Below are 26865 nucleotides of genomic sequence, written 5' to 3'. Positions count from 1 at the left end.
TAAACTTTAATACAAAACCATTATGGGGGTGTAGTTTATGGCGATTGAAGCCGTAAAAGTAAGTGTAACGATTAATGGGTTAGAAAAAAGTGCGAAAGTTGAACCGCGAATGTTATTGGCTCATTTTATCCGTGATGAACTTGCATTAACAGGTACACATATTGGCTGTGATACGAGTCAGTGTGGTGCATGTTCAATTATCGTGAACGGTGATGTTGTCAAGTCATGTACAATATTGGCCGTACAGGCGGATGAGGCCGAGATTACAACTGTAGAAGGATTAGGCACTGTAGACAATCTTAGTCCGATGCAGAAAGGGTTTTGGGAAGAACACGGCTTACAATGTGGTTATTGTACGCCGGGCGTCATGATGGCAATGATGGGACTTCTTAAGGAAAATCCAAACCCTACTGATGAGGAAATTCGAATAGGCTTAGAAGGTGTAATTTGTCGTTGTACAGGCTATCAGTTTATTGTTAGTGCGGTGAAGCATGCAGCAAGATTGATAGCGGAGGAGAAAAGTGAACCAGCTGAAGATACAAGTGTAGTAAAGGAGGGAATTTCATCATGACCAAAAAAGTAGGAGCACGGATTAAAAGAAAAGAAGATCCAAAGCTACTAACTGGAAATGGTTACTTCGGAGATGATATTCAGTTACCAGGAATGCTACATGCAGTAATTTTAAGAAGTCCACATGCACATGCGTTAATCAAAAATATTAATGTTGACGAGGCTTTGAAAGCCACGGGAGTAGTAGCAATTTATACCGGTAAAGATCTAGAAGGAAAAATTGGGCGAATACCTTCGTCATGGCTTGTGCCAGACTCTAATTTGAAGGAAGCATCCCAATACCCTTTAGCAATTAACAGGGTACGATATGTCGGAGATGGGATTGCTTTAGTAATTGGTGATGGCCGCTATGCGATGCGTGATGCGCTTGATTTAATCGATGTCGACTATGAAGTACTTCCCGTATCTGTCAAACAAAAAGACGCCATGTCTGAAAATGCGCCACTTGTTCATGACGATATTGAAAATAATATTGCGTTTCATTGGAAGGCAGGCGAAGTGGACGACAAAGATATTGATGACGCAGAGGTTGTTGTACGCGCAAGCTTTAACGTTCAACGTGTAGCACCAAGCCCAATGGAAACACGTTCTGCAATTGGGCAGTATAATCCCGGAAGTGGGGATTTAACTTTATGGTGTAGTTCTCAAAATCCACATATTCATCGAATGGTTTTATCTGAGGTTTTAGATATATCTGAAGCCAAATTACGGGTTATTGTCCCAGATATGGGGGGCGGCTTCGGTGGGAAAATTGGTGTTTATCCAGATGAAGCATTAATTGGATACGCGGCACGTGATTTGAAAAGACCGGTTAAGTGGGTTGAAGAACGAAATGAATCTTTTTCGGCATCGAATCACGGTCGCGATGAAATCATTGACGTGGAGTTGGCTGGAAAACGTGATGGGACATTAACTGCATTACGCGTGAAAAATACAGCGAATATGGGTGCTTACTTATCAACAATGGGACCTGGTGTTTCGACAATTGACTTTGGGCTGATGATAACAGGTGCATATGACATTCCAAAAGCATCATGCGAAACATTTGGCGTATATACAAACACAACACCAACGGATGCGTACCGTGGTGCCGGAAAACCAGAATCTACGTATCAAATCGAACGCGCAATTAGTTTGTTTGCAAAAGAAATTGGTATGGATCCAATTGAAATAAGAAGGAAAAACTTTGCGAAAAAAGAAGATTTTCCATACACAAATGCGCAAGGTTTAGTCTATGATAGCGGCGATTATGAAAAACCACTTAATAAAGCACTTGAAATGATTGATTATCAAAAGTTGCGTGAAGAACAAGAAGCGAAACGAAAAGAAGGAAAACTTGTCGGGATTGGTATGTCTACCTATGTTGAACTATGTGGTTTTGGCCCTTCAGCGGTAGCTGGCGCTATTGGGTTTCAAGGTGGCGTTTGGGAAAACTCAACTGTAAGAGTTCATCCGTCGGGCAAGGTGAATGTCTATACAGGAACATCTCCACATGGACAAGGTCATGACACGACGTTTTCACAAATTGTTGCAGACAAATTGGGTATTCCAATGGAAGATATTGAGTTTGTTTTTAATGATACAAGGGCAATTTCTATGGGCTGGGGCACATATGGTTCGCGTTCCGTAGCGGTAGGCGGAGGAGCTGTTTCGATGGCTGCTGACCGGATTGTTGACAAAGCGAAGAAAATTGCAGCACATGAACTGGAAGTATCCGTGGAAGATATTGATTTTTCGGATGGTGTATTTCAAGTGAAAGGCGTCCCGGGACAACAACGAACGTTCAAAGAAATTGCTAAGTCGGCGAACTTTGCTTGGAATTTGCCTGCTGATATGGAGCCGTCGCTTGAAACGCAAGCTTTTTTTGACCCTTCAAATTTTGTCTATCCATTTGGCACGCATATTGTTGTTGTTGAAGTGGACAAAGATACAGGCGAGATTGACATACAACGTTACCTTGCTGTAGATGATGTTGGACGCGTTATTAATCCGCTTACATCGGAAGGGCAAGTACATGGTGGGATTGCTCAAGGTGTTGGTCAAGCGCTTTGGGAAGGCATTGTTTATAGTAATACGGGTCAGCTTTTGTCTGGTTCATTTATGGATTATGCTATGCCAAAGGCACGATTTTTCCCGCATATCGAAACCGCCTTTACGGAAACACTGTCACCGGTCAATCCTCTTGGGGCAAAAGGAATTGGAGAAACAGGAACAACGGCTTCTATTCCTGCGGTGATGAACGCAGTTGTCGATGCGCTGGAACCATATGGAGTGAAAGATATTGAAATGCCGCTTACCCCTGAAAAGGTTTGGCGAGCCATTCAAAATGGGAGGGAAAGCCTTTGATACCCGCTAAATTTGATTATGTTCGTGCGGACTCGGTAGAACATGCCGTCCAATTATTACAAGAAAGTGATGGAGAAGGCAAAATTATTGCCGGAGGACATAGTTTACTGCCGATTATGAAATTCAGGGTAACGGAACCGGGTAAATTAATAGATATTAGTAGAATTCCTGATTTAAAAGGAGTTCGGGTGGAAGGTAACCGGATTATTATTGGGGCGATGACTACACATCACGAATTAGCGAATAATCCAATTGTGAATGAGAAAATTCCAGTATTAGCTGAAGCGGCTCGCCAAATTGGTGATATTCAAATTCGAAATCGCGGCACGATTGGTGGAAATATAGCTCATGGCGATCCGGTCGCTGATCTACCGGCTCCTGCGATAGCCCTCGATGCGGGTCTTATCGTTCATGGAGAGGAGGGTGTTGAGGTAATGGAACTTGATGGTTTTATACTTGGTCCTCTTATTACAATACTTCCGGAAAATAGTATTGTAACGAGTATTAGTTTGGCGATTCCACCTTCTCATGCAAAATCGACATATCTTAAGTTTTTCCATCACGCCACGGGATATCCAGTAGTAGGAGTGGCGGTCGTGGCGGGGACAGATAAGGAAGGCTTAATCGATTATGTTAAGGTCGGGATTACAGGTGTTGGCGATGTAACGTATCGTGCAACCGCGGTAGAAGATGCCTTGTTGGGACAAAAGCCATCAGATGACGTGATTGAATCTGCCGCGAAACTAGCAATCGAAGATGTAGATATGGGTAGCGATCTATTCGCTTCTGAAGAGTATCGGGCTAATATTTGTCAAGTGTATACGGCACGCGCCTTAAAATCGGTCTTACTGTAAGGGCTTAATATAAAAGAGTAGAAATAGGACTGGGAAAGTACGCGGCTAATTGCTGTGTTTCCCAGACTTTTTCAATTGAAAGCCTACGTATCAATAAGGGGTGGTTGTTATCGATCAGAACACTAGTTTAATTGAAAGAACTTTTCGAGAAAATGGCTATATAACAGACCAACCGATATTAACCGCAATGCATCTTGTGCAATCTTTACAAAAACCATTACTAGTAGAGGGTCCGGCAGGTGTTGGGAAAACAGAAATCGCAAAAGTTTTGGCGAAATCCTTAAACACGAAGTTAATAAGATTGCAATGTTATGAAGGATTAGATGTAAACAATGCTTTGTATGAGTGGAATTATGCGAAACAAATGCTTCACATTCGCTTAACTGAAAATAGCGAAGCAACGTTAGCGGAAAGAGAAGCGGACATCTTCAGTAAACAATTTCTATTAACCCGTCCTATTTTGGAAGCTTTTATGGAAGAAGAGGCTCCATCGGTCTTATTAATTGATGAAGTAGATCGTGCGGACGAAGCATTTGAAGCCTTTCTTCTTGAAGCACTTGCAGAGTTTCAAATTACGATTCCAGAACTAGGGACAATTAAGGCAAAGCACCGTCCTTATGTGATTTTAACATCAAATAGGACGCGTGAACTGAGCGATGCGCTTCGTAGACGATGTCTTTATCAGTGGGTTTCTTATCCAGACTTTAAAAAAGAAACCGAAATCCTTCAAGCGCGTCTACCCGATATAGATAAAAACTTAGCGGAACAAATTGCAAAGGTAATGGAAACGATTCGCCAAATGCCGCTCCAGAAAATTCCTGGGGTTGCGGAAAGTTTGGATTGGGCTCAAGCGCTTATTTCGATGCATCGCAGTGAGCTAAATCAAGAGACGGTTCAAGAGACACTTGGTTGTTTTTTAAAAAATCGCGATGATTGGGAAACGGTTGATAAAGAGCTGAAACAAGGTACACTCTTAACGTCAAATGCGTAGTCAAGCATAGAAGGGGGGTGCCAAAATGATACAATCAGAAAAACTTTCTAATCATTTGTTATTATTTTTTCGGTATTTACGTGATAAAGAATTCTTGATTGGTACAAAAGAAATGAGTGATGGGCTTCGCGCTCTTGAATTCATTGACATAGCTAACCTCCAGCAATTTAGGCTTGCGCTACGAATTGTTCTCTGTTCAAGTAAGGAAGAGCAAGAACGATTCGATGAAGCGTTTATAAAATTTTTTTTAAATGGGAATAATAGTGAGAATACGAAAGAGATGCTCCATTTTCTTTCTGAAGAAAAAAGAAAAAGTGATGCAACGAACGAAGTGAATCAAAAGAAAGAGTCCGAAAAAAATAGCCCGACGAATCCAACAGTAAGTGGAATACATCAAAATCAAATCGCAAATGGAAGTTCTGGGGAAGAACAACGTAAAGTACATGTCTGGGCCGCCACTAATATTATGAATAAAGAAGCGCAAGAAATAAAAGTGTATGTGTCTTCCCATCAATTTCAATCGATGGAAAAGGCCGCAAAAACATTCGTTCATCGAATCAACCTAAAACGTTCCAGACGTTATCAAGTTTCGAAAAAGGGACTGAAATTCGATTTGCGGAAAACGTTACGACAAAGCATACAGCTCGGAGGATATCCAATAAAGCCTGTATGGACCGGACCCGTAAAACAAAAAGCTAATTTCATTTTACTTTGTGATAGCAGCCGTTCGATGTCGTCTTACGCAGAGCCTTTTTTGCAATTTGCTTATGCGTTGACGAAGTGCTCAAATAATGTGGAAGTATTTCTCTTTTCTACGAAGTTAAGACGAGTGACGGACCAATTTAAAAAAGCTAAACAAGGCGAATTCCCAGTGCTTACGATAGTGGGAGATGAGTATGGCGGGGGAACTCGTATAGGAGAGTCGTTATATTCGTTTGTTCAACGATATGGTATGTATTTAAGGAGAAATACAGTTGTTTTAATTGCAAGCGACGGACTGGATGCTGGTGAAATCGATCAGCTTCAAGGGGCTATGAAAGAGATTCGTCAACGGACTACTTCTGTTATTTGGCTAAACCCATTGCTAAACATTGACGGGTATGAACCAACCGCGAGAGGGATGAAAGCGGCCCTGCCTTATATTGATTTATTTTCGGGGGCTACTACTGCTAAGTCATTTCTCAAGCTCGCGAATACAATTTCAATTCGGAGGTGAATGGATTGCAAGAAAATGCTTTAGTATTTGAAGCTTTAAACAAAACAATGAAAAGGCAGAAAAAATCTGCATTAGCTACTGTTGTGCGCGTTTATGGATCGGCTTATCGACGAGAAGGGGCCAAGATGCTCATTGACGAAGACGAAAATAGAACGGGCATGATCTCCGGAGGTTGTCTTGAATCAGATGTGGCGGAAGTAGCGAAACAAGTTATTGAATCTGGCCAACCCGTATTAAAAATGTACGATATGGATGAAGATCTTGTATGGGGACTAGGTTTGGGGTGCCCGGGGAAAGTAGAAGTTTATATTGAGCCTATTTCGTAGAACCAAACTATGAGTTTTCAAGATACGTACGAATTGTGATTGAAAGGAAGGGGGAACTTATGTCTAAACAATTAGCATTTGAAGCCTGGCTAGCTTGTATAGAAGCCGAACAGGCCGGGGTACTTGCGACAATTTTACAAACGGAGTTACCTTTAACGAATCCAGAATCTAGCCGTATGTTTATATCCAATGAAGGTATTCCAATTGGTGACTTGAGGGATGCATCAATCAATGCGCAAATCATGGAGATAGCTATTAGAAAATTGCATGAAAAAAAACCGAAATCAGAAACATACACATTTTCAGGATCAGATGGATTGGAAATGAGTTTTTTTATTGATGTGTACATACCACCAATCGACTTAATTATATTTGGGGCCGGGCATGACGCCATTCCTGTTGCAAATTATAGCGTATCTCTTGGACTACGAACAACTGTTGTCGACTCGAGATCTTTTTATAATAGCGATGAACGCTTTCCGGGTATAAGAAGAATTGTTACAAATGAAGATGGTTATCAAGAGAATATTAAAATCGGAAACCGAACGTATATTATCGTTATGAACCATCATTTAGAAAAGGATCAAAAGACATTAGAGTTTGTATTGAACTCACAATCTCCCTATATCGGCCTTCTCGGACCGCGCTCGCGGCGAATTCGAATGTTAGAGACACTGGAAGAGGAAGGTATTGTTTTTTCGGACAGTCAGCTCCAGCGTTTATATAGCCCTATTGGTTTGGATATCGGTGCTAGTTCATCCGAAGAAATAGCTATCAGCATATTAGCAGAAATAATTGCTATTAAAAATGGTCATAGAGGCGGATTTTTACAAGGAGCGGAATTTATTCATAATAATTAATAAGAAAAATGCAATCGGGAATTAGCATACTTTACTTTGAAGCGTGAAAGGACAAGCTATGAATACATCTATATGTGCACTTATCCTCGCTGCGGGAACTTCTAACAGAATGGGGAAACCAAAACAACTTCTCCTATTGGGAAATCGGACAATATTGGAACATGTGATTCACCATTCATTAGAAAAGGACTTTTCGGAAGTAATTGCGGTAATTGGCCATGAAACTGAAATGATAAAAAAAGTCATTTCAATCGACGATAAGCGCTTTCGTTGGGTAGAAAATGCAGATTATTTATCTGGACAAAGTGCTTCATTAAGGATTGGTATTGAAAGTTTGCGGGAACATCATTCAAATATAATGGTGTTTCTTGGAGATCTTCCATTTACTTCAACCGAAACGATTCGCTTAATTTATCAATCGGGAGTAGCACGGATGAAAGAAAGCGAAGAAGCTTTTATGATTCGACCAACGCATAAAGGCGTTTCAGGACATCCAGTGTTTTTTGGAAATATAGATAGAAATCTGTTTGCGCAATTACAAGGTGACAAAGGCGGAAAAACAATAATGAATAAAATCTCCGATCACATACTTCTTGACGTAGACGATCACGGAATTTTATTTGATGTGGATACGCCTAGTGATTATGTTGAAGCAAAAAGGATACAATCTCTTGAGCATTGAATTCGATGATTTTTTTACAAATGAAATTGCATACTCATAAAAATAAAGTCAGTGGACTCAAGTAGAGTTACTGACTTTTCGCGTTTTAGACTATACCATTTTCAACAGTGCCTCGCGACCAACCATGCCTTTCGTGATGCCGAGTTCTTGAGCTTCGTAAGTAATGCTTTCTAATGGCGCATCGAGAAGTTGTTCAATCGTTTTCACTCCAACAGCTCTTCCGGCAATTACTTTACGATCCTTCAATTTTTCATTTAGCAAGGCGATGTCGAGAGCGCCACACATGATGTATCCATTATCATTCGTTACAACGAGCAAATTCGTCTTCGGTAGTACAACTGAAACGGCCAAAAAAGTGTACCCTTCAATCACAATCGGCTCCAAACTCATCATTTCTTCGATCACTCCTTTTCTTCTCTATACACTTTATGTGAAAGAAAGGAAAATCGTGATATTTGGGAACAATCAAAGCCAATTAGTATACTTTTGTACATGTCACATTTAGAGTGGAACATAACAATCGAACAAAGTTATTTAGGGTGAAAGGACGTCAGAAAATGAAATTAAGTATACTAGACCAGGCACCGATTACGATGGGAAATACTGCGATAGATGCTTTACTGAAAGCAGAAGAACTAGCTAAATTAGGCGATGAATTGGGCTACAAACGGATGTGGATGGCTGAGCATCATGGGACAAATAGTTTTGCAAGTTCAGCCCCAGAAGTAATAGCTGCCCGTTTGGCCGCCAAAACAAAAAATATTCGTATCGGTACGGGCGGCGTTATGATGATGCATTATTCTCCGCTAAAGCTGGCTGAAGTATTTAAAACATTAAGCGCTTTTTCACCGGGGCGAATTGATTTTGGTGTAGGTCGGGCACCTGGTGGAGATAGCAGTGCCATGTATGCTTTATCCGAAGGACGCGAGCCTATGTTAAACAATATGTATCAAAAATTCCATACCGCATTAAAATTGATTAACGATGAAGTGCCAGAAGATAAATTGTACAATCAAACAATCGCGACACCGTCGAATATTGTATTACCTGAAGCGTGGCTATTGGGCTCAAGCGGAAATAGTGCGTTGCACGCGGGGCGGATGGGTGTAGGTTATTCATTTGCACAGTTTTTCATGGGTGGTATGACAAAAGAAGTTTTAGATAATTACAAAGAGAACTTTCTTCCTTCTGTATTTATGGAGAAACCGGAAATTAAAGTGTCCTACCTAGTGACTGCCGCGGAAACGAAAGAAGAAGCCGAGTTTGAAGCATTACCACAAGACATTTCACGTTTATGGTTGATGAAAGGTCGTTTAGGACAAGGTTTGACACCTGAGGCAGCGCAGGACTATTCATTAACCGAAATGGATCGCATGGTTATTAAAGAAAACAGGAAAATACATTTAGTTGGTGAAGCTAAAGAGGTTGCAACGAGATTACAAGAAGAGCGAGATTATTACGGGTTTGACGAAGCGATGATTTGTAGCATTACTCATTCACAAGAAAAACGCCTCAATGTGTATCGTTTACTTGCACGGGAGCTGTTTTAATGAAAAATGAACAGGGCGGACAACATCAAATAACACTGTATTAATAAATTGACCGATTCAAATAATAAGTAAGCTGTACTAAGTTTCAATATTTATCCACAAAAGGGGACCGCCTATAAGTCGATTCAATTTAGACGTATCGGAAGGCCCCGTTCTTTTTTTCTAGAATCTATAAGGAAATTGTATGATGATTGCTTTCGATATCATATCTGCCATTTCCAATGCTTGGGCTTCGATTTTATCGAACACTTCTATATCAGCTGTGAAGTTTTTCTGAATCATATAAACCGCTTCCTGTTTTGTTAAAGCTAAATGCGTATAAAACATTTTCGTCACTTCTTCTTTTCCTAAATATGGGTTAATGTTGCTTAGGAATTCCGCGATATCATCTGCATTTCGATACCATTGCTTCTCTTTTTCCGCTGCTGTTTTCGAATCACCTTTTACGGCTGCTGTTACTAATTCCGCCGCAAGTACTAAATGCTCTTTAATAAGCTCTGCATATTTATCTGCAATTTGATCGCCATAAAAAGGTCTTAGACAATTGCCCAAATCCGTTGCATTTCTCAGTAGGCGTTCTTGGACAAACTCTAAATCCGGCAAGCCGAAGACGATGCTAATAATTGTCATCCTTGTCCAGTTGACATGCTCTAGCCAAAGTAGCCGATTCATACTAATATAATCAAACTCAGCTTTGCTTATCAAACGTCTTCCATATAAATCATTCCTATTATTCAAGATATACCTGACGGGTGCTGTATATTGCGAATATGATCCTTCATTACCGGACGTATTAACCGGTTCGATGGGGTGGGAGGTAAATCTATTAGAATAAGAATCCAATTTTACATTCGCTCCTTTTAATCGATAATTTCACGCCTTTTCTGAAAAAGGCTTGCAAGTTAGAGTACTCCGATTCATTCGTTTATGTGATTTTACTAGATATAGAAAATCTATTTACAAAAGGAAAAACCCTTGGATGACAATGAACGAAATAGCACCTATCAGCACCGTATTTCATGGTGTTTTTTATTAATTCAATAAAGAATAGTAAATAGCTAATGATAGTTAGTACGGTTCCAATAATCGTTGACGGTCCGGGATGATATTGTTGATAACAGTACAAAATTTAGTTGGTTTTGGCGTAAGAATAGCACTTTAATTTTTTATCTAATTTGAAAAGAACCTTTTATGCGTTAAAATAGGGTTAACGACCGAGCGAGAATATAAGTAGTTGGAGGTAAGAATCTTATTGATTAATGAAGCTATGAAATACAAAATCATCTTATTTGATGTAGACGATACATTATTGGAATTTGGACTATCCGAAAAAAGGGCATTACATAACACGTTTAACCAATTTGGATTAGAATCGGGATTGGTGGATTATGAAGCCAAGTACAAAGAAATCAGTGATGTATTATGGAGAGACTTAGAACAAGATCGAATCACGTTAACAGAGTTAGGTATTGAGAGATTCAAAAGACTCTTTCATACGAATAAACTTGAAATCGATGCACATGCATTCGGTGGTGTGTACCTCAACTATTTGGGGAAAGAAACACATCTGATGCCAGGTGCCGTAAAATTGTGTGAAAATCTATCTTCTTTTCGACTAGCTATTATTACGAATGGGTTTACAGACGTTCAAAATTCAAGAATTAAAAACTCACCTTTTCGTGATACATTTGAACACGTTATTATTTCTGAAGAAGTAGGATTTCAGAAACCGCATAAAGGGATTTTTGATCATACGTTTGAAAAGTTACAAATTACAAATAAAAGTAAAGTATTAATCGTAGGCGATTCGTTAACATCGGATATCCAAGGGGGAAATAAGTACGGAATCGATACGTGTTGGTTCAACCCGAATTTAAAAACGAATACGACTACGATCGCACCTACATATGAAATCACTCATTTAATGGAGTTGATGGAAATTGTGAAAATATAAAAATGACTATGCTAAACTGTCTTTGAACTGGGCAGCTAATTGTTCAATTGAAGGTAAATCGTTATCTTCGGGATAACCATCTACTTTCACGATATGTTCAATGACCGTTGCTTTTGCTTTTTCAAACTGTTCTTTCATTAAATCAACCGCACCGCAGAAAGATGGATATGACTTGTCACCGGATCCAAATACGCCAACGACTTTCCCGGTTAAATTTATATCGACTAAATCTTCGTGAAAGCTTTCAACTTCATAAGGTACATCGCCGTCGTCGTATGAATACGTGCCGAAAAGGATACCGTCATATTGGAGAAGGCAATGCATATCGATGTCGTCATAATCAATTTCGATTTGAGTAATCGCGAACAGTAGTGGATCCAAATGTTCGTTCAATAGCATTGCGATTTGTTCTGTATTCCCTGATGAACTTGCATAGATTAGTAGGACTTTTCTCATCCAAAACACTCCATTCATCACAACTTAACAACTTATCATTCTTTCTTATACCAAGTTTACAATTAGCCTGTATGAAAGTCCTTGATATACATCAAGGTTAACTAAATCATCGGAAAGTAATACAAATCGAATAAATTGGAATTCAAATGACCTTTGTAGATGTTCACAAAGGTCATTTTTGTTTATAAAAATAAATGAAATAGATTGCTTAGTAAATATCCGGTAAGAAGGCATAACAAAAAGAACTTTGTAGAGACGAGCCGTAGATTTGTAAGAATGAATTCACTAATACTTGTACACGCAATAAGGATAATCGATACACCCATAAGAATACTTTCAGCCTTTACGGTGAGGTTTACGTGATGCCCAACCCAGACGAATACGCTAAAGAAGATTGATAAACCGATAAAGCAAAGAAATAATCCCCATAATTTCTTGCCTTGTGAAATGAATGCTGAAGCGAACGCAAAGCCTTCTGGAAGATGGTGGAGTATTGTAGAAGTTGTAATCGTAGCTCCGAAAGTGGAGTCACCCAGTAAGTTCCCGATGGTCATGCTTATTGGAATTGTATGTAGCAGAATACCAATTGCAAGCAACGGGAGCGAGGGCATTTTGGATTTTGATGAATGAAATAAATTATGAAGCAACAAAAAAAGAACCCATCCAATAAATAATCCAATAACTAATACGGAAAAATGATACATCTGTAAAGCGGTTGGAATGATATCGAGTACGAGTAAACCAACTAAAAAACCGCCACATAACAGCGCCAAACCTTCATATGTATTCCGAAAAACTTTTGATACTAACCAAGCAAGGCCACCGCCAATGCTGACACTGAAAAAAAGAAACCCACCAAGTATGATTATGCTCAAATTTATCATTCCCTTGCACGAAAGTATTACAAACTCTCTTATCAAAATATATGTTTGATACTTCGGAGTATGAGCGTGTTATATGCCGGGTACTTAACTTTATTTTATTGTTATCTTCTAAACTATTTCAGAGCCCGAATATTTTAGAACTCGGACCTTTTAAAGAGTTAGAAAATTTGCTAAAATAATAGGAGTTTCGATTAATGGGATTCACTCCCAAGGCGTAGGAGGTATGCACGTGAAAGTGTTTTTGCAATTAGGTTGGTTTTTTAAAAAAAGAAAAAAGCAATATTTGATTGGCATCGTATTGCTTATGTTTGTTGCATTCCTTCAAGTACTTCCTCCAAAAATTATCGGTTATGTCATCGATGAAATTCGGCTTGGAACATTAACTTCTGGAGTCCTTATCCAGTGGATACTTGTGCTTGCCGGCGCGGCAATCGGCATGTATGTCTTAAGGTATTACTGGAGAATAATGATTTTTGGTTCCGCAGTCCAACTTGGAAGGCAAATGCGCGGGCAATTATTTCATCACTTTACACGAATGTCTCCTTCTTTTTATCAGAAAAGACGAATAGGTGACTTAATGGCACATGCGACAAACGATTTGAGTGCGGTTCAGCAAACAGCCGGTGTGGGTGTTCTGACGCTTGTCGACTCCGTTACGGCCGGTGGGTTTGTCATTGCGGCGATGGCATTCACAATCAATTGGAAGCTTACGTTAATCGCGCTTATTCCGATGCCGTTTATGGTGCTTCTAACGAGTTATTACGGCAAGCTTCTTCATCAGCGCTTCCGTTTCGCGCAAGAAGCATTCTCTGATTTAAACGATAAGACACAAGAAAGTGTTTCGGGTATTAAGGTGCTTAAAACATTCGGTCAAGAAAAGGAAGACATTGAAAGCTTTACAAAGTTATCGGAACTCGTCGTCGAGAAAAATATACGTGTTGCGAAAATCGATTCGCTATTCAATCCTACAATTTCTTTTATCGTCGGGATCTCCTTTTTACTTTCAATTTTCTTTGGCTCGAAGTTTATTATTGCGGGTGACATGTCCATTGGGGACTTGATTGCCTTTACAACGTATTTAGGACTTCTCGTTTGGCCAATGCTTGCATTTGGTTTTCTATTCAACATTGTCGAACGTGGTCGTGCGTCCTATGAACGAATTTCAGAACTATTACGTATTGAGCCAGAAATCGAAGATAAGCCAAATGCAATTGACCAAAAAGCAGAAGGGGATCTTTTGTTTGCAATCGATGATTTTAAGTTCCCGGAGGATGACCGCCTGGCACTTCATAATGTACATTTCACATTGAAGCGCGGAGAGACACTTGGTGTCGTTGGGAAGACGGGTTCCGGTAAAACGACGATTTTGAAGTTGCTTCTTCGTGAGTTTGAAGGATATAAAGGGAGAATTACTTATGGCGGGGAATCGATTGGGGAATACAAAAGAAAGAGGTTACGTGAAGCAATTGGGTATGTACCACAAGACCACTTTCTATTTTCAACAACCATTTCCGGAAACATTGCATTTACGAATACAACAGCGGCGGAAGAAGCCATTTTCGAAGCGGCAACACTTGCGCATATACACGAAGATATTCTAGGTTTTTCAGAAGGGTATCAAACGATTGTTGGGGAACGCGGCGTTTCGTTATCAGGAGGACAAAAGCAGCGAATCTCGATTGCACGTGCCCTTATGATGAAACCGGAACTTCTAATTCTTGACGATTCGCTTTCGGCAGTCGACGCGAAGACAGAAGAAGCCATTCTTGAATCGCTTAAGAAAACACGTACCGGAGAAACAACTATTATTACATCCCATCGACTAAGTGCAATACAGCACGCGCATACGATAATCGTGATGGAAGCAGGAACAATTATCGAAAGTGGTTCGCATGAGGAACTTATGAAGCTCGGTGGGCAGTATAAAGAGATGTATGACTTGCAGCAATTGGAAGCACTCGTAGAAAAAGGAGGGAGTGCAAAATGAAAAATACAAACGAACAACAACCGAAATTAAGTAGTAAAGAACAATGGGCCGTTGTCAGGCGGTTACTTACGTATACCTTGCCACATAAAAGGATGATTACGATTGCGCTTATCCTGTTAGCGCTTAGTGTTACCGGGGAAGTTGTTGGACCGTACCTTATAAAAATATTCATCGATGATTATTTAACACCAGGTGTTTTTCCGCAAGGGCCACTTGTGAGTTTAGGTATTGCGTATATTTCGATTCATGTGATCAATGTACTGATCAGCTATTTCCAATTGCTTAAATTCCAAGAGATTGCTTTGAAAATCATTCAGCAAATGCGAATTGATGTCTTTTCGAAAGTGCAAAGGCTTGGTATGCGGTATTTTGACCGCACACCAGCCGGGGGCATCGTTTCCCGAGTTACGAATGACACCGAAGCAATTAAAGACATGTTTGTCAGTGTACTTGCCAGTTTTCTACAAGCTGGATTTTTAGTTATCGCGGTCTATATTGCGATGTTTTTACTCAACGTAAGGCTTGCACTTATCTCACTTGTGTTGCTGCCACTTATCTTTTTGATTGTAAGCATTTACAGGCGGTATAGTGCCGAGTTTTACCAAGATTTACGTGAAAGACTTAGTGAATTGAATGCCAAAATCGCTGAATCGCTGTCGGGAATGGGTATGATTCAAGCATTTAGGCAAGAAGATCGTTTTCAAGATGAATTCGATGCCATTAATACAAAACATTACAGCGCTGGTATGCGAAACATTAAACTAGATGGCCTTCTGTTACGGCCTATGGTAGACCTCGTTTATGCAGCTGCAATTATTTTGGTACTCAGTTATTTCGGAATTACATCATTCAATAATGTCGTTGAAGTTGGGGTTGTTTATGCATTTGTCACATACATCAATCGATTTTTCGAACCGATTAACCAAGTGATGCAACAGCTATCTATTTTTCAACAAGCAATCGTTGCTGCTTCACGTGTTTTCCGTTTACTTGATGAGACGGACATAGAGCCGGCCCAACAAAGTCAATCAGAAGTTGCTATTCAAGACGGGAAAATTGAGTTTCGTGATGTGACGTTTTCATATGATGGGAAGACGGATGTACTAAAAAACATTTCATTCACAGCGAATGCTGGAGAGACGGTTGCTCTTGTCGGACATACGGGTAGCGGGAAAAGTTCAATCATTAACTTACTTATGCGTTTTTACGAATACAACCAAGGCGCTATTTACATCGATGGGGTTTCACTGAAAGAATATCCCAAAGATGAACTTCGAAAGAAGACAGGACTCGTTTTACAAGATCCATTCCTTTTCTATGGCGACATCGAAAGCAATATCCGTCTACATGACCAAGAGATAACCTCTGAAGAAGTAAGGGCTGCAGCGGAGTTTGTTCAAGCGAATGAATTTATTGATAAGCTTCCCGATAAATATATGCAAAAAGTGACCGAGCGAGGTTCCACATTTTCAAGTGGGCAACGTCAACTTGTTGCATTTGCCCGCACGATGGCGGCGAATCCTAAGATTCTTGTGTTAGATGAAGCGACCGCAAACATTGACACGGAAACAGAAGTGGCGATTCAATCGAGTCTTCAGAAGATGAGGAAAGGGCGTACAACAATAGCCATTGCACATCGACTGAGTACAATCCAAGATGCGGAACTTATTCTCGTTCTCTATAAGGGAGAAATCGTGGAACGCGGCACGCATCAGGAACTGCTTACACAAAAAGGGTTGTATCATATGATGTATTTGCTTCAAAACAATATTTTGGAAGAAGATGTGATGTAAGTCGAAACCGGTTTGCCTGATCCTACTAAAGATCAGCGCAAACCGGTTTTTTTCACTAAACAAAAATTGTCATAAACCTTTCACAGACAAAACTAGCGTAATCCGAACGCTTATTTGATACGATTAAGGTAGAAAATTTAAGGAGAGAAAATGATGGCGACTGATTTAAATATGTTTTTTGCTTTCGGGGCTGGATTTCTAAGTTTTATATCACCGTGCACATTACCGCTCTACCCGGCATTTATTTCTTACATTACAGGCATGTCGTTAGATGATTTACAATCCGACTCAAAGCGAATGAATAAGAGTGGAATGCTTCACACGCTGTTCTTTTTAATTGGTTTTTCACTTGTTTTTGTCGCATTGGGCTTTGGCACGACATTTCTTGGAAAGTTTTTTATAGAAAATATGAATATGATAAGGCAAATAGGCTCTATTTTCATCGTTCTATTCGGTCTTGTTATTACAGGGTTGTTTACGCCACAGTTTTTAATGAAAGAACGGAAACTTCAATTTAAAAATAGACCGGCTGGTTATTTTGGAACGATGTTGATTGGATTAGGATTTTCTGCGGGTTGGACGCCATGTATGGGTCCAATTATTGGATCAATTATCATTCTCGCTGGCGCAAACCCAGGATCGGGTATGTTATATATGATGGCTTATGTCATTGGATTTGCAATTCCATTTTTTGTTCTATCGTTCTTCATAACGAAAATGGGCGTAATTCGAAAGTACAGCGGACTGATTACAAAAATCGGTGGATACATTATGATTGCTGTAGGAATTCTATTATTCTTCGATGGAATGACGTACATCATTGCTTTACTTGCACCAATATTCGGAGACTTCACAGGGTTTTAACTTAACTTAATTTATTATACTGGAGTTGAATTGGATGGAATGGATCACCTCCTACGATGCATGGCTGGAAATAGTAAAAAGCGAACGTCCATTTCTTCTTTTTGTGAAAACGGATAATTGTTCGGTCTGTGACGGATTGCTTCCGCAAGTAACCGCACTTCAAACTATATTTACCATACCTTTTTACATTGTAAATGCGGCAAAGATGCCTGAAATGGCTGGGCAATTATCTTTGTTTACGGCTCCAGTTGTGTTGTTGTTTGCGAAAGGAAAAGAGTACACTCGTTTTGCACGTTTTGTTCCGATGGAAGAATTAAAAAAACGGATAGAAGAACTTGAAAAGTGGGGGAAAGAGATTGATTGAAGCTATATTTACAAAAGTACCCCCTGTATACTTAATTAGTGGTTCTACTGCACTTGCAATTTTCATGGGAATCATGGCATTAATCGTTCGGTCAAAAGCGGCGAAAAAACCGGCAACGATTAAAAAAATTATTTTGCCGCCGCTCTTTATGTCTACAGGTGCACTGATGTTCATATTCGAAGAATTTAGAGTGCCTGGAATACAAGTGCTAGAGGCAATTCTTGTTGGGATGTTATTTTCAATTATTTTAATTAAAACGACAAACTTTGAAATTCGAGATGACTCAATTTATATGAAAAGATCGAAAGCATTTCTTTTTATCTTACTCGGACTTTTAATTATTCGACTTATTGGTAAATTGATTTTAAGTAGCACAATCGATATCGGTGAACTCGGAGGGATGTTCTGGATTCTTGCCTTTGGAATGATTGTTCCATGGAGAATTGCGATGCTCGTTAAATTTACTACATTAGAAAAAATAAAAGGTGTCCGCCACTAAATGTGCGGACACCTTTTAAAATAGATGTTCATATGGCGAAACGTCAATTTCCATTTGCGCCAGTTTTTTTCGAAGGAATTTATGATCTCGTTTCGGCGTCGCTATAATATAACCACGAATAATCAAATCAAAATCAATTTTCTTCGCTTTTTCCTCAAGTGCAATTTCACCAATCTTCGCACCAATCTTCTGTTTCGCAACGGGGCGGAACAATTCAGGAACCGGCTTCGTAAGCTCTTCAAGCATATCTTTCGATTCTTTACTCCAAAGGTGAATGGAACGGTCTACATAATGTTCTTCCCAATCTATCGTTGATTTACCATCTGCTTTGGGGAACACTTTCAAAAATTTACGGAACATAAAAAAGCCGCCGATTGCGAACAAGCCAACGAGTACGACAACCCAAAACATCATAAACCAAAGAAACCAACCTTCAAGCATTGTATTCACCTCTTCTACTCTATGTACCCATTATAAGAGCATTCGACAAAAAAAACACGGACATTGTCTCCTTTTCCCTTCATTCACTCTATATAGCTGGTGAAAGGGGGTGAGAAGATGGCGACAATCGATTTTAAAAGTGCGGTAGGTCGGATTCACTTTGACGGTGGAACAACGGATGAAGGGAAATTAATCCGCAAGTCGAAAACGTACCGTAACATTGCTGCGGGAGCGACCGCGGAGAACTTGTACAAAGGACTCGAGGAACTTGCGAAACTATCCTCCATGCCATTCATCGAAGTGGAGAAGGTAGAGACATCAGGCGTTAATAACTAATTTGAAAAAGGGGGAATAAGAAAATGGCGAAAACATTACAACTGAATTTCAGTACAATGGCCGGGAAGAAAATGATGCTTACTGTCGATGAGCCACGGGAAAATTTAACGGCACAAGAAGCGGCCGATGCTATGCAAGAAATCATTAATGCGGGGATTTTTGAAATAGAAGGGCAGAAACTCGATGCCGCGTTGAATGCAAGCATCGTCGAACGCAACGTTACAGAACTAATCGAAGGGTAACGAAAAAAGCGTAAGCACCTTTGTAACTCAGTGCCAAAGTCTAGACATCGAACTAAGCCGGCCTCAATTCTTTTGAGTGTCCGGCTTTTTCTATGTTCAAAATAGGGGGAAGGGGGTTAACGAAATGGAACAATGGTTAAGCTTAATACAAGAAATTGGATTTCCGATTATTGTCTCATTTTATCTATTGCACCGGCTCGAAACAAAACTTGTGGCTATACATGACGTACTAATCTCCATGAAAGTGAAATAAACTTCACATAATCGTCAATGTTTCGTCAAAAGGTTGCTAGCCCTTCGCTTGTTTGGGGAGGGCTCTTCCGCTATGATTAATATATTATTTAAATGTCGGAGGAGAATTATGCGTAAATTATTTGTACTGCCATATGTACTACTTATCATACTTGTTCTTGGAGCTTGTTCGAGCGGCGGCTTCAAAGCAGATCATAAATATGAAATTGAACCATTTGAATTTACAAACCAAAACAACGAAAAAGTGTCGTTGGATGATTTAAAAGGTCAAGTATGGCTGTCGCAATTCGTTTTTACAAATTGTACAACAGTTTGTGGGCCGATGATGTTCCATATGGCAGAATTGCAAGACCAACTGATTAAAAATGGTGTAGAAGATTATAAACTTGTGTCATTTTCAGTCGATCCTAAAAACGATACACCAGAAGTTTTACAGGAATACCTAAACGGCTTTGCAACAGATCCCGAAGACACGGAAAAAGATTGGGATGAGTCGAAATGGGAAATGCTTACAGGGTACACGCAAGAAGAAATTGCAGATATCTCATTGAAATCATTCAAAATGCCTGTTTTTCCTTATCCAGACTCAAGTCCCGAAGCTGGACAAGTATTGCACGGGGTTCTTTTTTCCTTAGTTAACCAAGAAGGCCAAGTCGTCAAATCCTATAACGGTAATGAAGATGTACCGTTCGATCAAATTGTAAAAGACATGAAAGCACTTATTAAATCGGGATCGTAAACTGAGAATGCATGAAAGGAAGTGCCAAAGATTCAATGAAGAAGCGGCGTGAAAAAGGACTTTCGATGAAGAAGAAGGCACTGTTTATCGTCCTTCTAATCCCTGTCGCAGTTGTTGTATTCACATTGACCGCTATTATCTGGGTTAGTTACACAAATCCAGATCTTATCCGTAAGTCGGCAAACACGCTTATACAAGACCGGCACAGTGGCATGTCGATTCCAGAAGAGTATATCCCAATCTATAAAGACGCAGCCGAGATGTATGGCATTCCATGGACGCTCCTTGCAGCACACCATCGTATTGAAACGAGATTTTCTACGATGGATCCGCTTCTTTCACCTGTAGGTGCGGAAGGACATATGCAGTTTATGCCTTGTACATTTGTTGGGTGGACATATCCTGGATGCAGTGGATTAGGTCAAGGTGATATACCCGAAGAAGATAAAACGAATCCCGAAGTGATTAAGCAATACGGTGGGTACGGTGTCGATGCAAATGGTGATGGCATTGCAGATCCGTATGATTTGGAAGATGCCATGCACAGTGCCGCGAAATACCTTGCAAACAGTGGGGCAGCGGGCGGGGATTATGAAAAAGCGATTTTTAGCTACAATCACAGTGAGAAATACGTTCAAGATGTCCTCCAATTTTTTGATGAATTTGAACTGTATCGGATAGAAGCAGAAGCTGGACAATAAAAAAGATGGCCCGCGAAATTACGCAGGCCATCTTTTTTATTGTTTCAAACTAAAGCACCTGTTAGGTTGCTTTGCGCATCGATTTTAAAACGAAACTTACGACAAAGACAAGGATAAGTGCACCGATAAGTGCCGGGAATACATAAAAGTCAGAAATTTTCCAGCCCCATTCACCAAGAAGTTTCCCACCTATCCACGCACCTATAATACCAGCGATGATATTACCAATGACACCGCCCGGAATATCTTTCCCTAATATCATTCCCGCCAGCCAACCGATAACGCCACCGATAATTAAAAACCAAATGAAACTCATGCACTTCCATCTCCTTTATATACAGAATTATTTATTTAATAACTAGTTTAACCTTTACCCTATTTTTTACGATTCAAACCATTTATGCAAAAATTATCTTGAAATATCTTAGAAGCTTTTTTCCCGTCCTTTCCTGTGTCGTAAAATGTTATAATTTAATTGAAAGAGGGTATACATTGAAAAGATCTTCCGTTGTCCATACTTGTCCATTATTGTGACGTAAACGTGAACTAAACTTTTCTAGGGTGGTACTTAAAATACTTCTATTTTAGGAGTTATTTTTTAAAAAAGTGGGTCATAACTTTTACTTATCGAAGACTATAAAGTTAATGTATTTTACTTATGTGCGTAGGTATTATATGATGAAGTAGAGAAAAGACGCTCTTTTGCAAGCCTTTTCAGTAAACACTAGGAGGAAAACAAATGGCTAAAAGCAACTTACACAACAGCCGTACTTCATTTGATCTTAACGGTAAAACGTATAATTATTACCGTCTAAAGGCACTTGAAGAAGCAGGCATCGCGAACGTTACTAAACTACCTTATTCAATCAAAGTACTACTTGAATCCGTACTAAGACAACATGATGGCTATGTGATTAAAGACAATCACGTAGAAAACCTTGCGAAATGGGGACTAGATGCAAGCGCAGATGCGGAAGCGGAAGTACCTTTCAAACCATCACGCGTTATTCTACAAGACTTCACAGGTGTACCTGTTGTTGTTGACCTTGCTGCACTTCGTTCAGCAATGGCAGAAATGGGCGGGGACCCGAATAAAATCAATCCTGAAATTCCGGTTGACCTTGTTATTGACCACTCCGTACAAGTAGATAATTACGGAAACCAAAACGCACTTCAACTGAACATGGATTTAGAGTTCGAGCGTAACGCTGAACGTTACCAGTTTTTAAGCTGGGCACAAAAAGCATATGACAATTACCGTGCAGTACCACCTGCAACAGGTATCGTTCACCAAGTGAACCTTGAGTACTTGGCAAACGTTGTTCACGCAATCGAAAACGAAGATGGCTCATTCGAAACGTATCCAGATACACTCGTTGGGACAGACTCACATACAACGATGATTAACGGTATGGGTATTCTTGGATGGGGCGTTGGTGGTATCGAAGCAGAAGCTGGCATGCTTGGTCAACCATCATTCTTCCCAATTCCCGAAGTTGTTGGTGTGAAACTTGTTGGAGATCTTCCTAATGGAACGACAGCAACTGACCTTGCACTTAAAGTAACTCAAATCCTTCGTTCACACGGTGTTGTTAACAAATTCGTTGAATTCTTCGGACCTGGAGTTGCCCAATTGCCACTTGCAGACCGTGCAACAATTGCTAACATGGCGCCTGAGTACGGAGCTACTTGTGGATTCTTCCCAGTAGACGAAGAAACACTAAACTACATGCGTCTAACAGGACGTGAGGAAGAACAAATTTCTGTAGTTAAACAATACCTTATCGAAAACGGTATGTTCTTCACAGTAGACAACGAAGAACCGACGTACACAGAAGTTGTTGAAGTGAATCTTTCTGCAATCGAACCAAACCTTGCTGGGCCAAAACGTCCACAAGACTTGATTCCACTTTCTGAAATGCAACGCGAGTTTAACGACGCGGTTGTTGCACCAGAAGGGAACCAAGGCTTTGGTCTATCACCTAAAAAGCTATCAGAGCAAGCAACAATCAATTTCAACGATGGTCGTTCAGTCGAGATTAAAACAGGCGACTTAGCAATTGCTGCAATTACTTCATGTACAAACACATCTAACCCATATGTAATGTTAGGTGCTGGACTTGTCGCGAAAAAAGCAGTTGAAAAAGGACTTATGCCACCAGCATACGTGAAAACATCACTTGCACCAGGTTCAAAAGTTGTTACAGGCTACCTAGAAGCTTCCGGCCTTAATAAATACTTGGATCAAATCGGATTCAATACAGTTGGATACGGTTGTACAACATGTATCGGTAACTCGGGACCACTACTTCCTGAAATTGAAAAAGTAGCCATTGAGAACGATATGCTTCTTTCTTCCGTTCTATCAGGAAACCGTAACTTCGAAGGGCGTATTCACCCGTTAGTGAAAGCAAACTATCTTGCTTCACCGCCACTTGTTGTTGCGTATGCACTTGCAGGAACAGTTGATATCGATCTTCAAAATGATCCAATTGGTCAAGACAAAGACGGTCAAGACGTCTTCTTCAAAGACATTTGGCCTACTACTGAAGAAATTTCAGAAGCTGTACATTCAACAGTTACACCTGAACTCTTCCGTAAAGAATACGCACGTGTGTTTACAGAGAACGAGGCTTGGAATGCGATTGAAACAACAGACGAATCATTATATGATTTTGATGACAAATCAACATATATCCAAAACCCACCGTTCTTTGAAGGACTTGCGGTTGAACCAGAAGATATCGGAGCACTTACAGGTCTTCGTGTCATTGGTAAATTCGGCGATTCAATTACAACAGACCATATTTCACCAGCGGGCGCAATCGGTAAAGATACACCTGCAGGAAAATACTTGCTTGATAACGGCGTAACGCCACGTTTCTTTAACTCATATGGTTCACGTCGTGGAAACCACGAAGTAATGATGCGCGGTACATTCGCAAACATTCGTATTCGTAACCAAATTGCTAAAGGTACAGAAGGCGGTTTCACAACGTACTGGCCAAACAAAGAAATCATGCCAATCTATGATGCAGCTATGAAGTATCAAGAAGAAGGCACGGGTCTTGCAATCATCACAGGTAAAGACTACGGAATGGGTTCTTCACGTGACTGGGCTGCGAAAGGTACATCTCTTCTAGGCATTCGTACGGTTATCGCTGAAAGTTACGAGCGTATTCACCGTTCGAACCTTGTTATGATGGGTGTTCTTCCACTTCAGTTTATGAAGGGCGACAGTGCTGAAACACTTGGCCTAACAGGTGAAGAAGCAATCAGTGTGAACATCGCGGAAGGCGTTAAACCACGCGACATTCTGAAAGTAACAGCAACAGCGACAGACGGCTCTGTTAAAGAGTTCGACGTGCTTGCACGTTTCGATTCTGATGTTGAAGTTGACTACTACCGCCACGGTGGAATTCTACAAATGGTTCTACGTGATAAAATGAAAACGAACTGATTTTAAGAATAAATAAAAAGATGCCCGACTCAATCGGGCATCTTTTTGCGTTGTAAATATCTGTTTAACAGCTTTTTGGATATTCCTTTTGTATAATGAACAATGAGGTGATTGTGGTGTATATAAGTGAAAAAGAAGTTGAAATCAGATACGCGGAGACGGACCAAATGGGCGTCGTCTACCATGCGAATTATTTAGTCTGGATGGAAATCGGAAGAACTAATCTTATTGAAAGCCTTGGATTTACATACGCTGGGCTTGAGGCAGACGGTTATTTGTCTCCTGTGACGGATATAAGGGTCCAATATAAGGCAGCGATGAAATATGGACAGAAGGCGACCGTGCGTACATGGATTGAATCACACGGCAAATTACGCACGACATACGGCTATGAAATCATTCACGAAGACGGTAAGATAGCTGCAACTGGAACTTCGGAACACGTAGTTGTAAAAAAAGAGAATTTCCGCCCGGTTTCCCTAAAGAAAATAGCCCCTGAATGGGATGCGAAATATGCAGAAATTCAACGAGTGACAAACTGATGGCATTCGGCATTAAACGGGACGAGCTTGTTGCGTGGAAACAGGCCGTAGGGAACGGAGAAATCGCTTTTCTAACACATTATTGGCTAGATGAACGCTTCCCTGGATGCAAGACAGTAACAAAAGTGGGTTGTGTAGACATTGCAAAGCTCGTCGAATGGGGAAAACAATACGGACTAAAAAAAGATTGGATTGATATGCGAGACGATTATCCGCATTTTGATTTGTTTGGTACGTATGAACGGGATATTTTGTTGAATGAAGGGTTATCGGAACAACTGAAGCGATTTGATTGACTAGGGCAGTGAATGTTTACAAAAGAATATGCTGGGAAAATGCTTGGAGCATAAATCCAAGCATTTTTTATTTTCTGCTTTACTTTAAGGAGCTTTGATGTACCATTATATGTATTGGGAATATTTCGTATACAATCGTCAACGTAAAATTTCTTTTAGTTTTGGTAAACTATCGGTTTTTTTAAAAGGCTTTCCAATTGAGCGGTTTGGGGTGCCAAGTGAAGCACGGGAGGTCACGGATGACTTATATTAAGGAGGTGCAGTTAAGTTGGTCTAATCGCACGCCAAAGACTTTTAAAAGGAGGTTTTTGTTGGTAGATGACATGGACGTAGTGCTAGATGTATTCAAACTGGACTATAATGTATAATCGGCCGTTATTTAATTGTAAGTAAAAAGGGATATTTTTTTCAATGTAGTCAAGTTAACAGGGGGGAATGGCTATACAAAATGAAAACAACGTGAGATTCGCGGCCAGTCAATGACTCGAATAGATTAGAAGGACTTATTGAAAACTTATGTAAGTAGGGGGTAACACATTGAGATTATCAGGAAAAGTAGCAATTATTACAGGTGGCGCGAATGGGATTGGCTTGGCTGCATGTGAACGGTTCGCAGAAGAAGGAGCAAAGGTTATTATGGGGGATTTTGACGAAGTAACTGGAAAAAAGGAAGAAGCCTTCTTCAAATCAAAAGGGTTAGATGTGACATTTTTACAAGTAGACGTGACAAACCTTAAAAATGTGACAGCATTCGTTACGAAAACGGTCGAACTTATGGGCGGGATTGATATTTTAGTTAATAATGCGGGCATTACGCGTGATTCAACACTTGTTAAAATGGATCCCGCGGATTTTCAACGTGTTCTTGACGTAAATCTAACGGGTGTTTTTAACTGCACGAAGGTGGCTATACCTTATATGATTGAAAAAAACGCAGGTAAAATTATTAATACATCTTCGGTAAGTGGCATTTACGGTAACTTTGGACAAACAAACTATGCGGCTTCAAAGGCGGCAGTTGTTGGAATGACCAAATCATGGGCAAAAGAATTCGGAAGAAAAGGGATCAATGTAAATGCGGTTGCACCTGGATTTACACGAACTGCCATGGTGGAGAAAATGCCGGAAAAAGTAGTGGACCAAATGAAATCAAGTATCGCTTTACAGCGTCTTGGGGATCCACGTGATATCGCAAATGCGTATTTATTTCTCGCGAGTGATGAATCGAATTATGTGCATGGCCATGTTTTACACGTCGACGGCGGCATCATAATGTAAGCATCGATCAACGTCCATATAAAAGAAAAAAAGCGTGTGGCTTATATGGCCATCACGCTTTTTCATATGAATAAATAAGTTCTTTTAATTCGGGGTTTACGTTAACGTGTAAGTCATGGCCATCAAAATACCATTCGTCACGGCTTTCTACGTAGTACAGCGTATCCCCATGCGTCGTTTCAACCGCTACTTCATCGGGTTGTTCTTTCATCACACCAAGGGAAAAACCTTCATGGAGTGGACTTGCGCCGCCATATCTTGCGAAGAAGCGAATCGCATCGCCGGGCACAACTTCCATTTCTTCTTTAAACCAATTAAGTGCTGCATCGGATAGTACAATCTTCAATCGTGACACCTGCCTTTTACGTTGCTAATTCCATTG

31 protein-coding genes are annotated in these 26865 nt (G+C 40.2%); 24 read left to right on the top strand and 7 right to left on the bottom strand.

Annotated elements, in window-relative coordinates:
- Nucleotides 1–37: 37 nt before the first annotated feature.
- The 8 genes from KSU66_RS06800 (at nt 38) to KSU66_RS06765 (ending at nt 7845) form a co-directional block, all read left to right on the top strand.
- Nucleotides 38–571: a (2Fe-2S)-binding protein gene (locus KSU66_RS06800; RefSeq protein WP_269050676.1), complete on the top strand. Its 534-nt coding sequence runs from the start codon at nt 38–40 to the stop codon at nt 569–571.
- The gene (locus KSU66_RS06795; RefSeq protein ID WP_269050675.1) at nt 568–2916 is read left to right on the top strand and encodes a xanthine dehydrogenase family protein molybdopterin-binding subunit; all 2349 of its coding nucleotides are present in this window, start codon (nt 568–570) and stop codon (nt 2914–2916) included. The genes KSU66_RS06800 and KSU66_RS06795 overlap by 4 nt, the downstream gene beginning before the upstream one ends.
- Nucleotides 2913–3770: an FAD binding domain-containing protein gene (locus tag KSU66_RS06790; protein ID WP_269050674.1), complete on the top strand. Its 858-nt coding sequence runs from the start codon at nt 2913–2915 to the stop codon at nt 3768–3770. Before KSU66_RS06795 ends, KSU66_RS06790 begins: the two co-directional genes overlap by 4 nt.
- 100 nt (nt 3771–3870) lie before the next feature.
- Nucleotides 3871–4761, top strand: a complete 891-nt coding sequence (locus KSU66_RS06785) for an AAA family ATPase (protein WP_329958784.1) — start codon at nt 3871–3873, stop codon at nt 4759–4761.
- Between the two features lie 25 nt (nt 4762–4786).
- Nucleotides 4787–5977: a vWA domain-containing protein gene (locus KSU66_RS06780; protein WP_269050673.1), complete on the top strand. Its 1191-nt coding sequence runs from the start codon at nt 4787–4789 to the stop codon at nt 5975–5977.
- A 5-nt stretch (nt 5978–5982) separates the two neighbouring features.
- Nucleotides 5983–6303, top strand: a complete 321-nt coding sequence (locus KSU66_RS06775) for an XdhC family protein (RefSeq protein WP_269050672.1) — start codon at nt 5983–5985, stop codon at nt 6301–6303.
- A 59-nt stretch (nt 6304–6362) separates the two neighbouring features.
- Entirely contained in the window at nt 6363–7163 is an 801-nt protein-coding gene (locus KSU66_RS06770) for an XdhC family protein (protein WP_269050671.1), read from the top strand.
- 58 nt (nt 7164–7221) lie between these two features.
- On the top strand, nt 7222–7845 hold the full coding sequence (locus KSU66_RS06765) for a nucleotidyltransferase family protein (RefSeq protein WP_269050670.1): 624 nt from the start codon (nt 7222–7224) through the stop codon (nt 7843–7845).
- Nucleotides 7846–7935: 90 nt separating this feature from the next.
- Here KSU66_RS06765 and KSU66_RS06760 read toward each other — a convergent pair whose 3' ends face one another.
- A complete protein-coding gene (locus tag KSU66_RS06760) occupies nt 7936–8238 on the bottom strand; it encodes a YunC family protein (protein ID WP_269050669.1) in 303 nt (100 codons plus the stop codon).
- 164 nt (nt 8239–8402) lie between these two features.
- Here KSU66_RS06760 and KSU66_RS06755 point away from each other — a divergent pair, with 164 nt between their 5' ends.
- A complete protein-coding gene (locus tag KSU66_RS06755; RefSeq protein ID WP_269050668.1) occupies nt 8403–9395 on the top strand; it encodes an LLM class flavin-dependent oxidoreductase in 993 nt (330 codons plus the stop codon).
- A 162-nt stretch (nt 9396–9557) separates the two neighbouring features.
- Here KSU66_RS06755 and KSU66_RS06750 read toward each other — a convergent pair whose 3' ends face one another.
- Nucleotides 9558–10202, bottom strand: coding sequence for a hypothetical protein (locus KSU66_RS06750; RefSeq protein WP_329958787.1), 645 nt, complete (start codon nt 10200–10202; stop codon nt 9558–9560).
- A 460-nt stretch (nt 10203–10662) separates the two neighbouring features.
- On the opposite strand from KSU66_RS06750, the gene KSU66_RS06745 reads away from it, so the two are divergent.
- Nucleotides 10663–11349: a YjjG family noncanonical pyrimidine nucleotidase gene (locus tag KSU66_RS06745; RefSeq protein WP_269050930.1), complete on the top strand. Its 687-nt coding sequence runs from the start codon at nt 10663–10665 to the stop codon at nt 11347–11349.
- Between the two features lie 6 nt (nt 11350–11355).
- On the opposite strand, the gene KSU66_RS06740 is transcribed toward KSU66_RS06745, so the two are convergent.
- A complete protein-coding gene (locus KSU66_RS06740) occupies nt 11356–11805 on the bottom strand; it encodes a flavodoxin domain-containing protein (protein ID WP_269050666.1) in 450 nt (149 codons plus the stop codon).
- 182 nt (nt 11806–11987) lie between these two features.
- Nucleotides 11988–12689, bottom strand: a complete 702-nt coding sequence (locus tag KSU66_RS06735; protein WP_269050665.1) for a zinc transporter family protein — start codon at nt 12687–12689, stop codon at nt 11988–11990.
- Nucleotides 12690–12918: 229 nt separating this feature from the next.
- On the opposite strand from KSU66_RS06735, the gene KSU66_RS06730 reads away from it, so the two are divergent.
- The 5 genes from KSU66_RS06730 (at nt 12919) to KSU66_RS06710 (ending at nt 18196) form a co-directional block, all read left to right on the top strand.
- Nucleotides 12919–14676 (top strand): ABC transporter ATP-binding protein, encoded by a 1758-nt coding sequence (locus KSU66_RS06730; RefSeq protein ID WP_269050664.1) that lies wholly within the window; start codon nt 12919–12921, stop codon nt 14674–14676.
- Entirely contained in the window at nt 14673–16469 is a 1797-nt protein-coding gene (locus tag KSU66_RS06725) for an ABC transporter ATP-binding protein (RefSeq protein ID WP_269050663.1), read from the top strand. Before KSU66_RS06730 ends, KSU66_RS06725 begins: the two co-directional genes overlap by 4 nt.
- Nucleotides 16470–16622: 153 nt before the next feature.
- Nucleotides 16623–17333, top strand: a complete 711-nt coding sequence (locus KSU66_RS06720; RefSeq protein ID WP_329958783.1) for a cytochrome c biogenesis CcdA family protein — start codon at nt 16623–16625, stop codon at nt 17331–17333.
- 34 nt (nt 17334–17367) lie between these two features.
- The gene (locus KSU66_RS06715) at nt 17368–17697 is read left to right on the top strand and encodes a thioredoxin family protein (RefSeq protein WP_269050661.1); all 330 of its coding nucleotides are present in this window, start codon (nt 17368–17370) and stop codon (nt 17695–17697) included.
- Nucleotides 17693–18196, top strand: a complete 504-nt coding sequence (locus KSU66_RS06710; RefSeq protein ID WP_269050929.1) for a CcdC family protein — start codon at nt 17693–17695, stop codon at nt 18194–18196. The genes KSU66_RS06715 and KSU66_RS06710 overlap by 5 nt, the downstream gene beginning before the upstream one ends.
- A 15-nt stretch (nt 18197–18211) precedes the next feature.
- Here KSU66_RS06710 and KSU66_RS06705 read toward each other — a convergent pair whose 3' ends face one another.
- Nucleotides 18212–18637 carry a DUF2621 family protein gene (locus tag KSU66_RS06705; protein WP_269050660.1) on the bottom strand — a complete coding sequence of 142 codons (426 nt, stop codon included), beginning with the start codon at nt 18635–18637 and terminating at the stop codon, nt 18212–18214.
- Between the two features lie 117 nt (nt 18638–18754).
- Here KSU66_RS06705 and KSU66_RS06700 point away from each other — a divergent pair, with 117 nt between their 5' ends.
- From KSU66_RS06700 to KSU66_RS06680, 5 genes are all read left to right on the top strand, one after another.
- Nucleotides 18755–18973, top strand: a complete 219-nt coding sequence (locus KSU66_RS06700) for a DUF1659 domain-containing protein (RefSeq protein ID WP_269050659.1) — start codon at nt 18755–18757, stop codon at nt 18971–18973.
- Between the two features lie 23 nt (nt 18974–18996).
- Nucleotides 18997–19215: a DUF2922 domain-containing protein gene (locus KSU66_RS06695; RefSeq protein ID WP_269050658.1), complete on the top strand. Its 219-nt coding sequence runs from the start codon at nt 18997–18999 to the stop codon at nt 19213–19215.
- Between the two features lie 124 nt (nt 19216–19339).
- Complete coding sequence (locus KSU66_RS06690; RefSeq protein ID WP_269050657.1) at nt 19340–19468, top strand: YvrJ family protein; 129 nt, start codon at nt 19340–19342, stop codon at nt 19466–19468.
- A 108-nt stretch (nt 19469–19576) separates the two neighbouring features.
- Nucleotides 19577–20206 carry an SCO family protein gene (locus KSU66_RS06685; RefSeq protein WP_269050656.1) on the top strand — a complete coding sequence of 210 codons (630 nt, stop codon included), beginning with the start codon at nt 19577–19579 and terminating at the stop codon, nt 20204–20206.
- A gap of 35 nt (nt 20207–20241) precedes the next feature.
- Nucleotides 20242–20907, top strand: coding sequence for a lytic transglycosylase domain-containing protein (locus KSU66_RS06680; protein WP_269050655.1), 666 nt, complete (start codon nt 20242–20244; stop codon nt 20905–20907).
- 61 nt (nt 20908–20968) lie between these two features.
- Here KSU66_RS06680 and KSU66_RS06675 read toward each other — a convergent pair whose 3' ends face one another.
- Nucleotides 20969–21223, bottom strand: coding sequence for a GlsB/YeaQ/YmgE family stress response membrane protein (locus KSU66_RS06675; protein ID WP_269050654.1), 255 nt, complete (start codon nt 21221–21223; stop codon nt 20969–20971).
- A gap of 423 nt (nt 21224–21646) precedes the next feature.
- Here KSU66_RS06675 and acnA point away from each other — a divergent pair, with 423 nt between their 5' ends.
- The 4 genes from acnA to fabG all read left to right on the top strand — a co-directional run bounded on the left by acnA (nt 21647) and on the right by fabG (nt 26483).
- Entirely contained in the window at nt 21647–24367 is a 2721-nt protein-coding gene (gene acnA / locus KSU66_RS06670) for an aconitate hydratase AcnA (protein WP_269050653.1), read from the top strand.
- 116 nt (nt 24368–24483) lie between these two features.
- Nucleotides 24484–24909 carry an acyl-CoA thioesterase gene (locus tag KSU66_RS06665; RefSeq protein ID WP_269050652.1) on the top strand — a complete coding sequence of 142 codons (426 nt, stop codon included), beginning with the start codon at nt 24484–24486 and terminating at the stop codon, nt 24907–24909.
- Entirely contained in the window at nt 24909–25205 is a 297-nt protein-coding gene (locus tag KSU66_RS06660; protein ID WP_269050651.1) for a hypothetical protein, read from the top strand. Before KSU66_RS06665 ends, KSU66_RS06660 begins: the two co-directional genes overlap by 1 nt.
- A gap of 537 nt (nt 25206–25742) precedes the next feature.
- Nucleotides 25743–26483, top strand: coding sequence for a 3-oxoacyl-ACP reductase FabG (fabG, locus tag KSU66_RS06655; protein ID WP_269050650.1), 741 nt, complete (start codon nt 25743–25745; stop codon nt 26481–26483).
- 52 nt (nt 26484–26535) lie between these two features.
- Here the strand turns inward: fabG and KSU66_RS06650 are convergent, their stop codons facing one another.
- Nucleotides 26536–26829 carry a HesB/YadR/YfhF family protein gene (locus KSU66_RS06650; RefSeq protein WP_269050649.1) on the bottom strand — a complete coding sequence of 98 codons (294 nt, stop codon included), beginning with the start codon at nt 26827–26829 and terminating at the stop codon, nt 26536–26538.
- Nucleotides 26830–26865 lie beyond the last annotated feature (36 nt).

Source organism: Sporosarcina sp. G11-34, assembly GCF_026931025.1.
The sequence above is the reverse complement of the archived record's forward strand: the minus strand, read 5'-3'. Positions and strand labels throughout refer to the sequence as shown.

Excerpts from the sequence above, each read along its gene's own strand:
- KSU66_RS06800 (WP_269050676.1), top strand. The coding sequence starts at position 38 with ATGGCGATTGAAGCCGTAAAAGTAAGTGTAACGATTAATGGGTTAGAA.
- KSU66_RS06795 (WP_269050675.1), top strand. The coding sequence starts at position 568 with ATGACCAAAAAAGTAGGAGCACGGATTAAAAGAAAAGAAGATCCAAAG.
- KSU66_RS06780 (WP_269050673.1), top strand. The coding sequence starts at position 4,787 with ATGATACAATCAGAAAAACTTTCTAATCATTTGTTATTATTTTTTCGG.
- KSU66_RS06770 (WP_269050671.1), top strand. The coding sequence starts at position 6,363 with ATGTCTAAACAATTAGCATTTGAAGCCTGGCTAGCTTGTATAGAAGCC.
- KSU66_RS06765 (WP_269050670.1), top strand. The coding sequence starts at position 7,222 with ATGAATACATCTATATGTGCACTTATCCTCGCTGCGGGAACTTCTAAC.
- KSU66_RS06760 (WP_269050669.1), bottom strand. The coding sequence starts at position 8,238 with ATGATGAGTTTGGAGCCGATTGTGATTGAAGGGTACACTTTTTTGGCC.
- KSU66_RS06755 (WP_269050668.1), top strand. The coding sequence starts at position 8,403 with ATGAAATTAAGTATACTAGACCAGGCACCGATTACGATGGGAAATACT.
- KSU66_RS06745 (WP_269050930.1), top strand. The coding sequence starts at position 10,663 with ATGAAATACAAAATCATCTTATTTGATGTAGACGATACATTATTGGAA.
- KSU66_RS06740 (WP_269050666.1), bottom strand. The coding sequence starts at position 11,805 with ATGAGAAAAGTCCTACTAATCTATGCAAGTTCATCAGGGAATACAGAA.
- KSU66_RS06735 (WP_269050665.1), bottom strand. The coding sequence starts at position 12,689 with ATGATAAATTTGAGCATAATCATACTTGGTGGGTTTCTTTTTTTCAGT.
- KSU66_RS06725 (WP_269050663.1), top strand. The coding sequence starts at position 14,673 with ATGAAAAATACAAACGAACAACAACCGAAATTAAGTAGTAAAGAACAA.
- KSU66_RS06720 (WP_329958783.1), top strand. The coding sequence starts at position 16,623 with ATGGCGACTGATTTAAATATGTTTTTTGCTTTCGGGGCTGGATTTCTA.
- KSU66_RS06715 (WP_269050661.1), top strand. The coding sequence starts at position 17,368 with ATGGAATGGATCACCTCCTACGATGCATGGCTGGAAATAGTAAAAAGC.
- KSU66_RS06705 (WP_269050660.1), bottom strand. The coding sequence starts at position 18,637 with ATGCTTGAAGGTTGGTTTCTTTGGTTTATGATGTTTTGGGTTGTCGTA.
- KSU66_RS06700 (WP_269050659.1), top strand. The coding sequence starts at position 18,755 with ATGGCGACAATCGATTTTAAAAGTGCGGTAGGTCGGATTCACTTTGAC.
- KSU66_RS06695 (WP_269050658.1), top strand. The coding sequence starts at position 18,997 with ATGGCGAAAACATTACAACTGAATTTCAGTACAATGGCCGGGAAGAAA.
- KSU66_RS06690 (WP_269050657.1), top strand. The coding sequence starts at position 19,340 with ATGGAACAATGGTTAAGCTTAATACAAGAAATTGGATTTCCGATTATT.
- KSU66_RS06685 (WP_269050656.1), top strand. The coding sequence starts at position 19,577 with ATGCGTAAATTATTTGTACTGCCATATGTACTACTTATCATACTTGTT.
- KSU66_RS06680 (WP_269050655.1), top strand. The coding sequence starts at position 20,242 with ATGAAGAAGCGGCGTGAAAAAGGACTTTCGATGAAGAAGAAGGCACTG.
- KSU66_RS06675 (WP_269050654.1), bottom strand. The coding sequence starts at position 21,223 with ATGAGTTTCATTTGGTTTTTAATTATCGGTGGCGTTATCGGTTGGCTG.
- acnA (WP_269050653.1), top strand. The coding sequence starts at position 21,647 with ATGGCTAAAAGCAACTTACACAACAGCCGTACTTCATTTGATCTTAAC.
- KSU66_RS06660 (WP_269050651.1), top strand. The coding sequence starts at position 24,909 with ATGGCATTCGGCATTAAACGGGACGAGCTTGTTGCGTGGAAACAGGCC.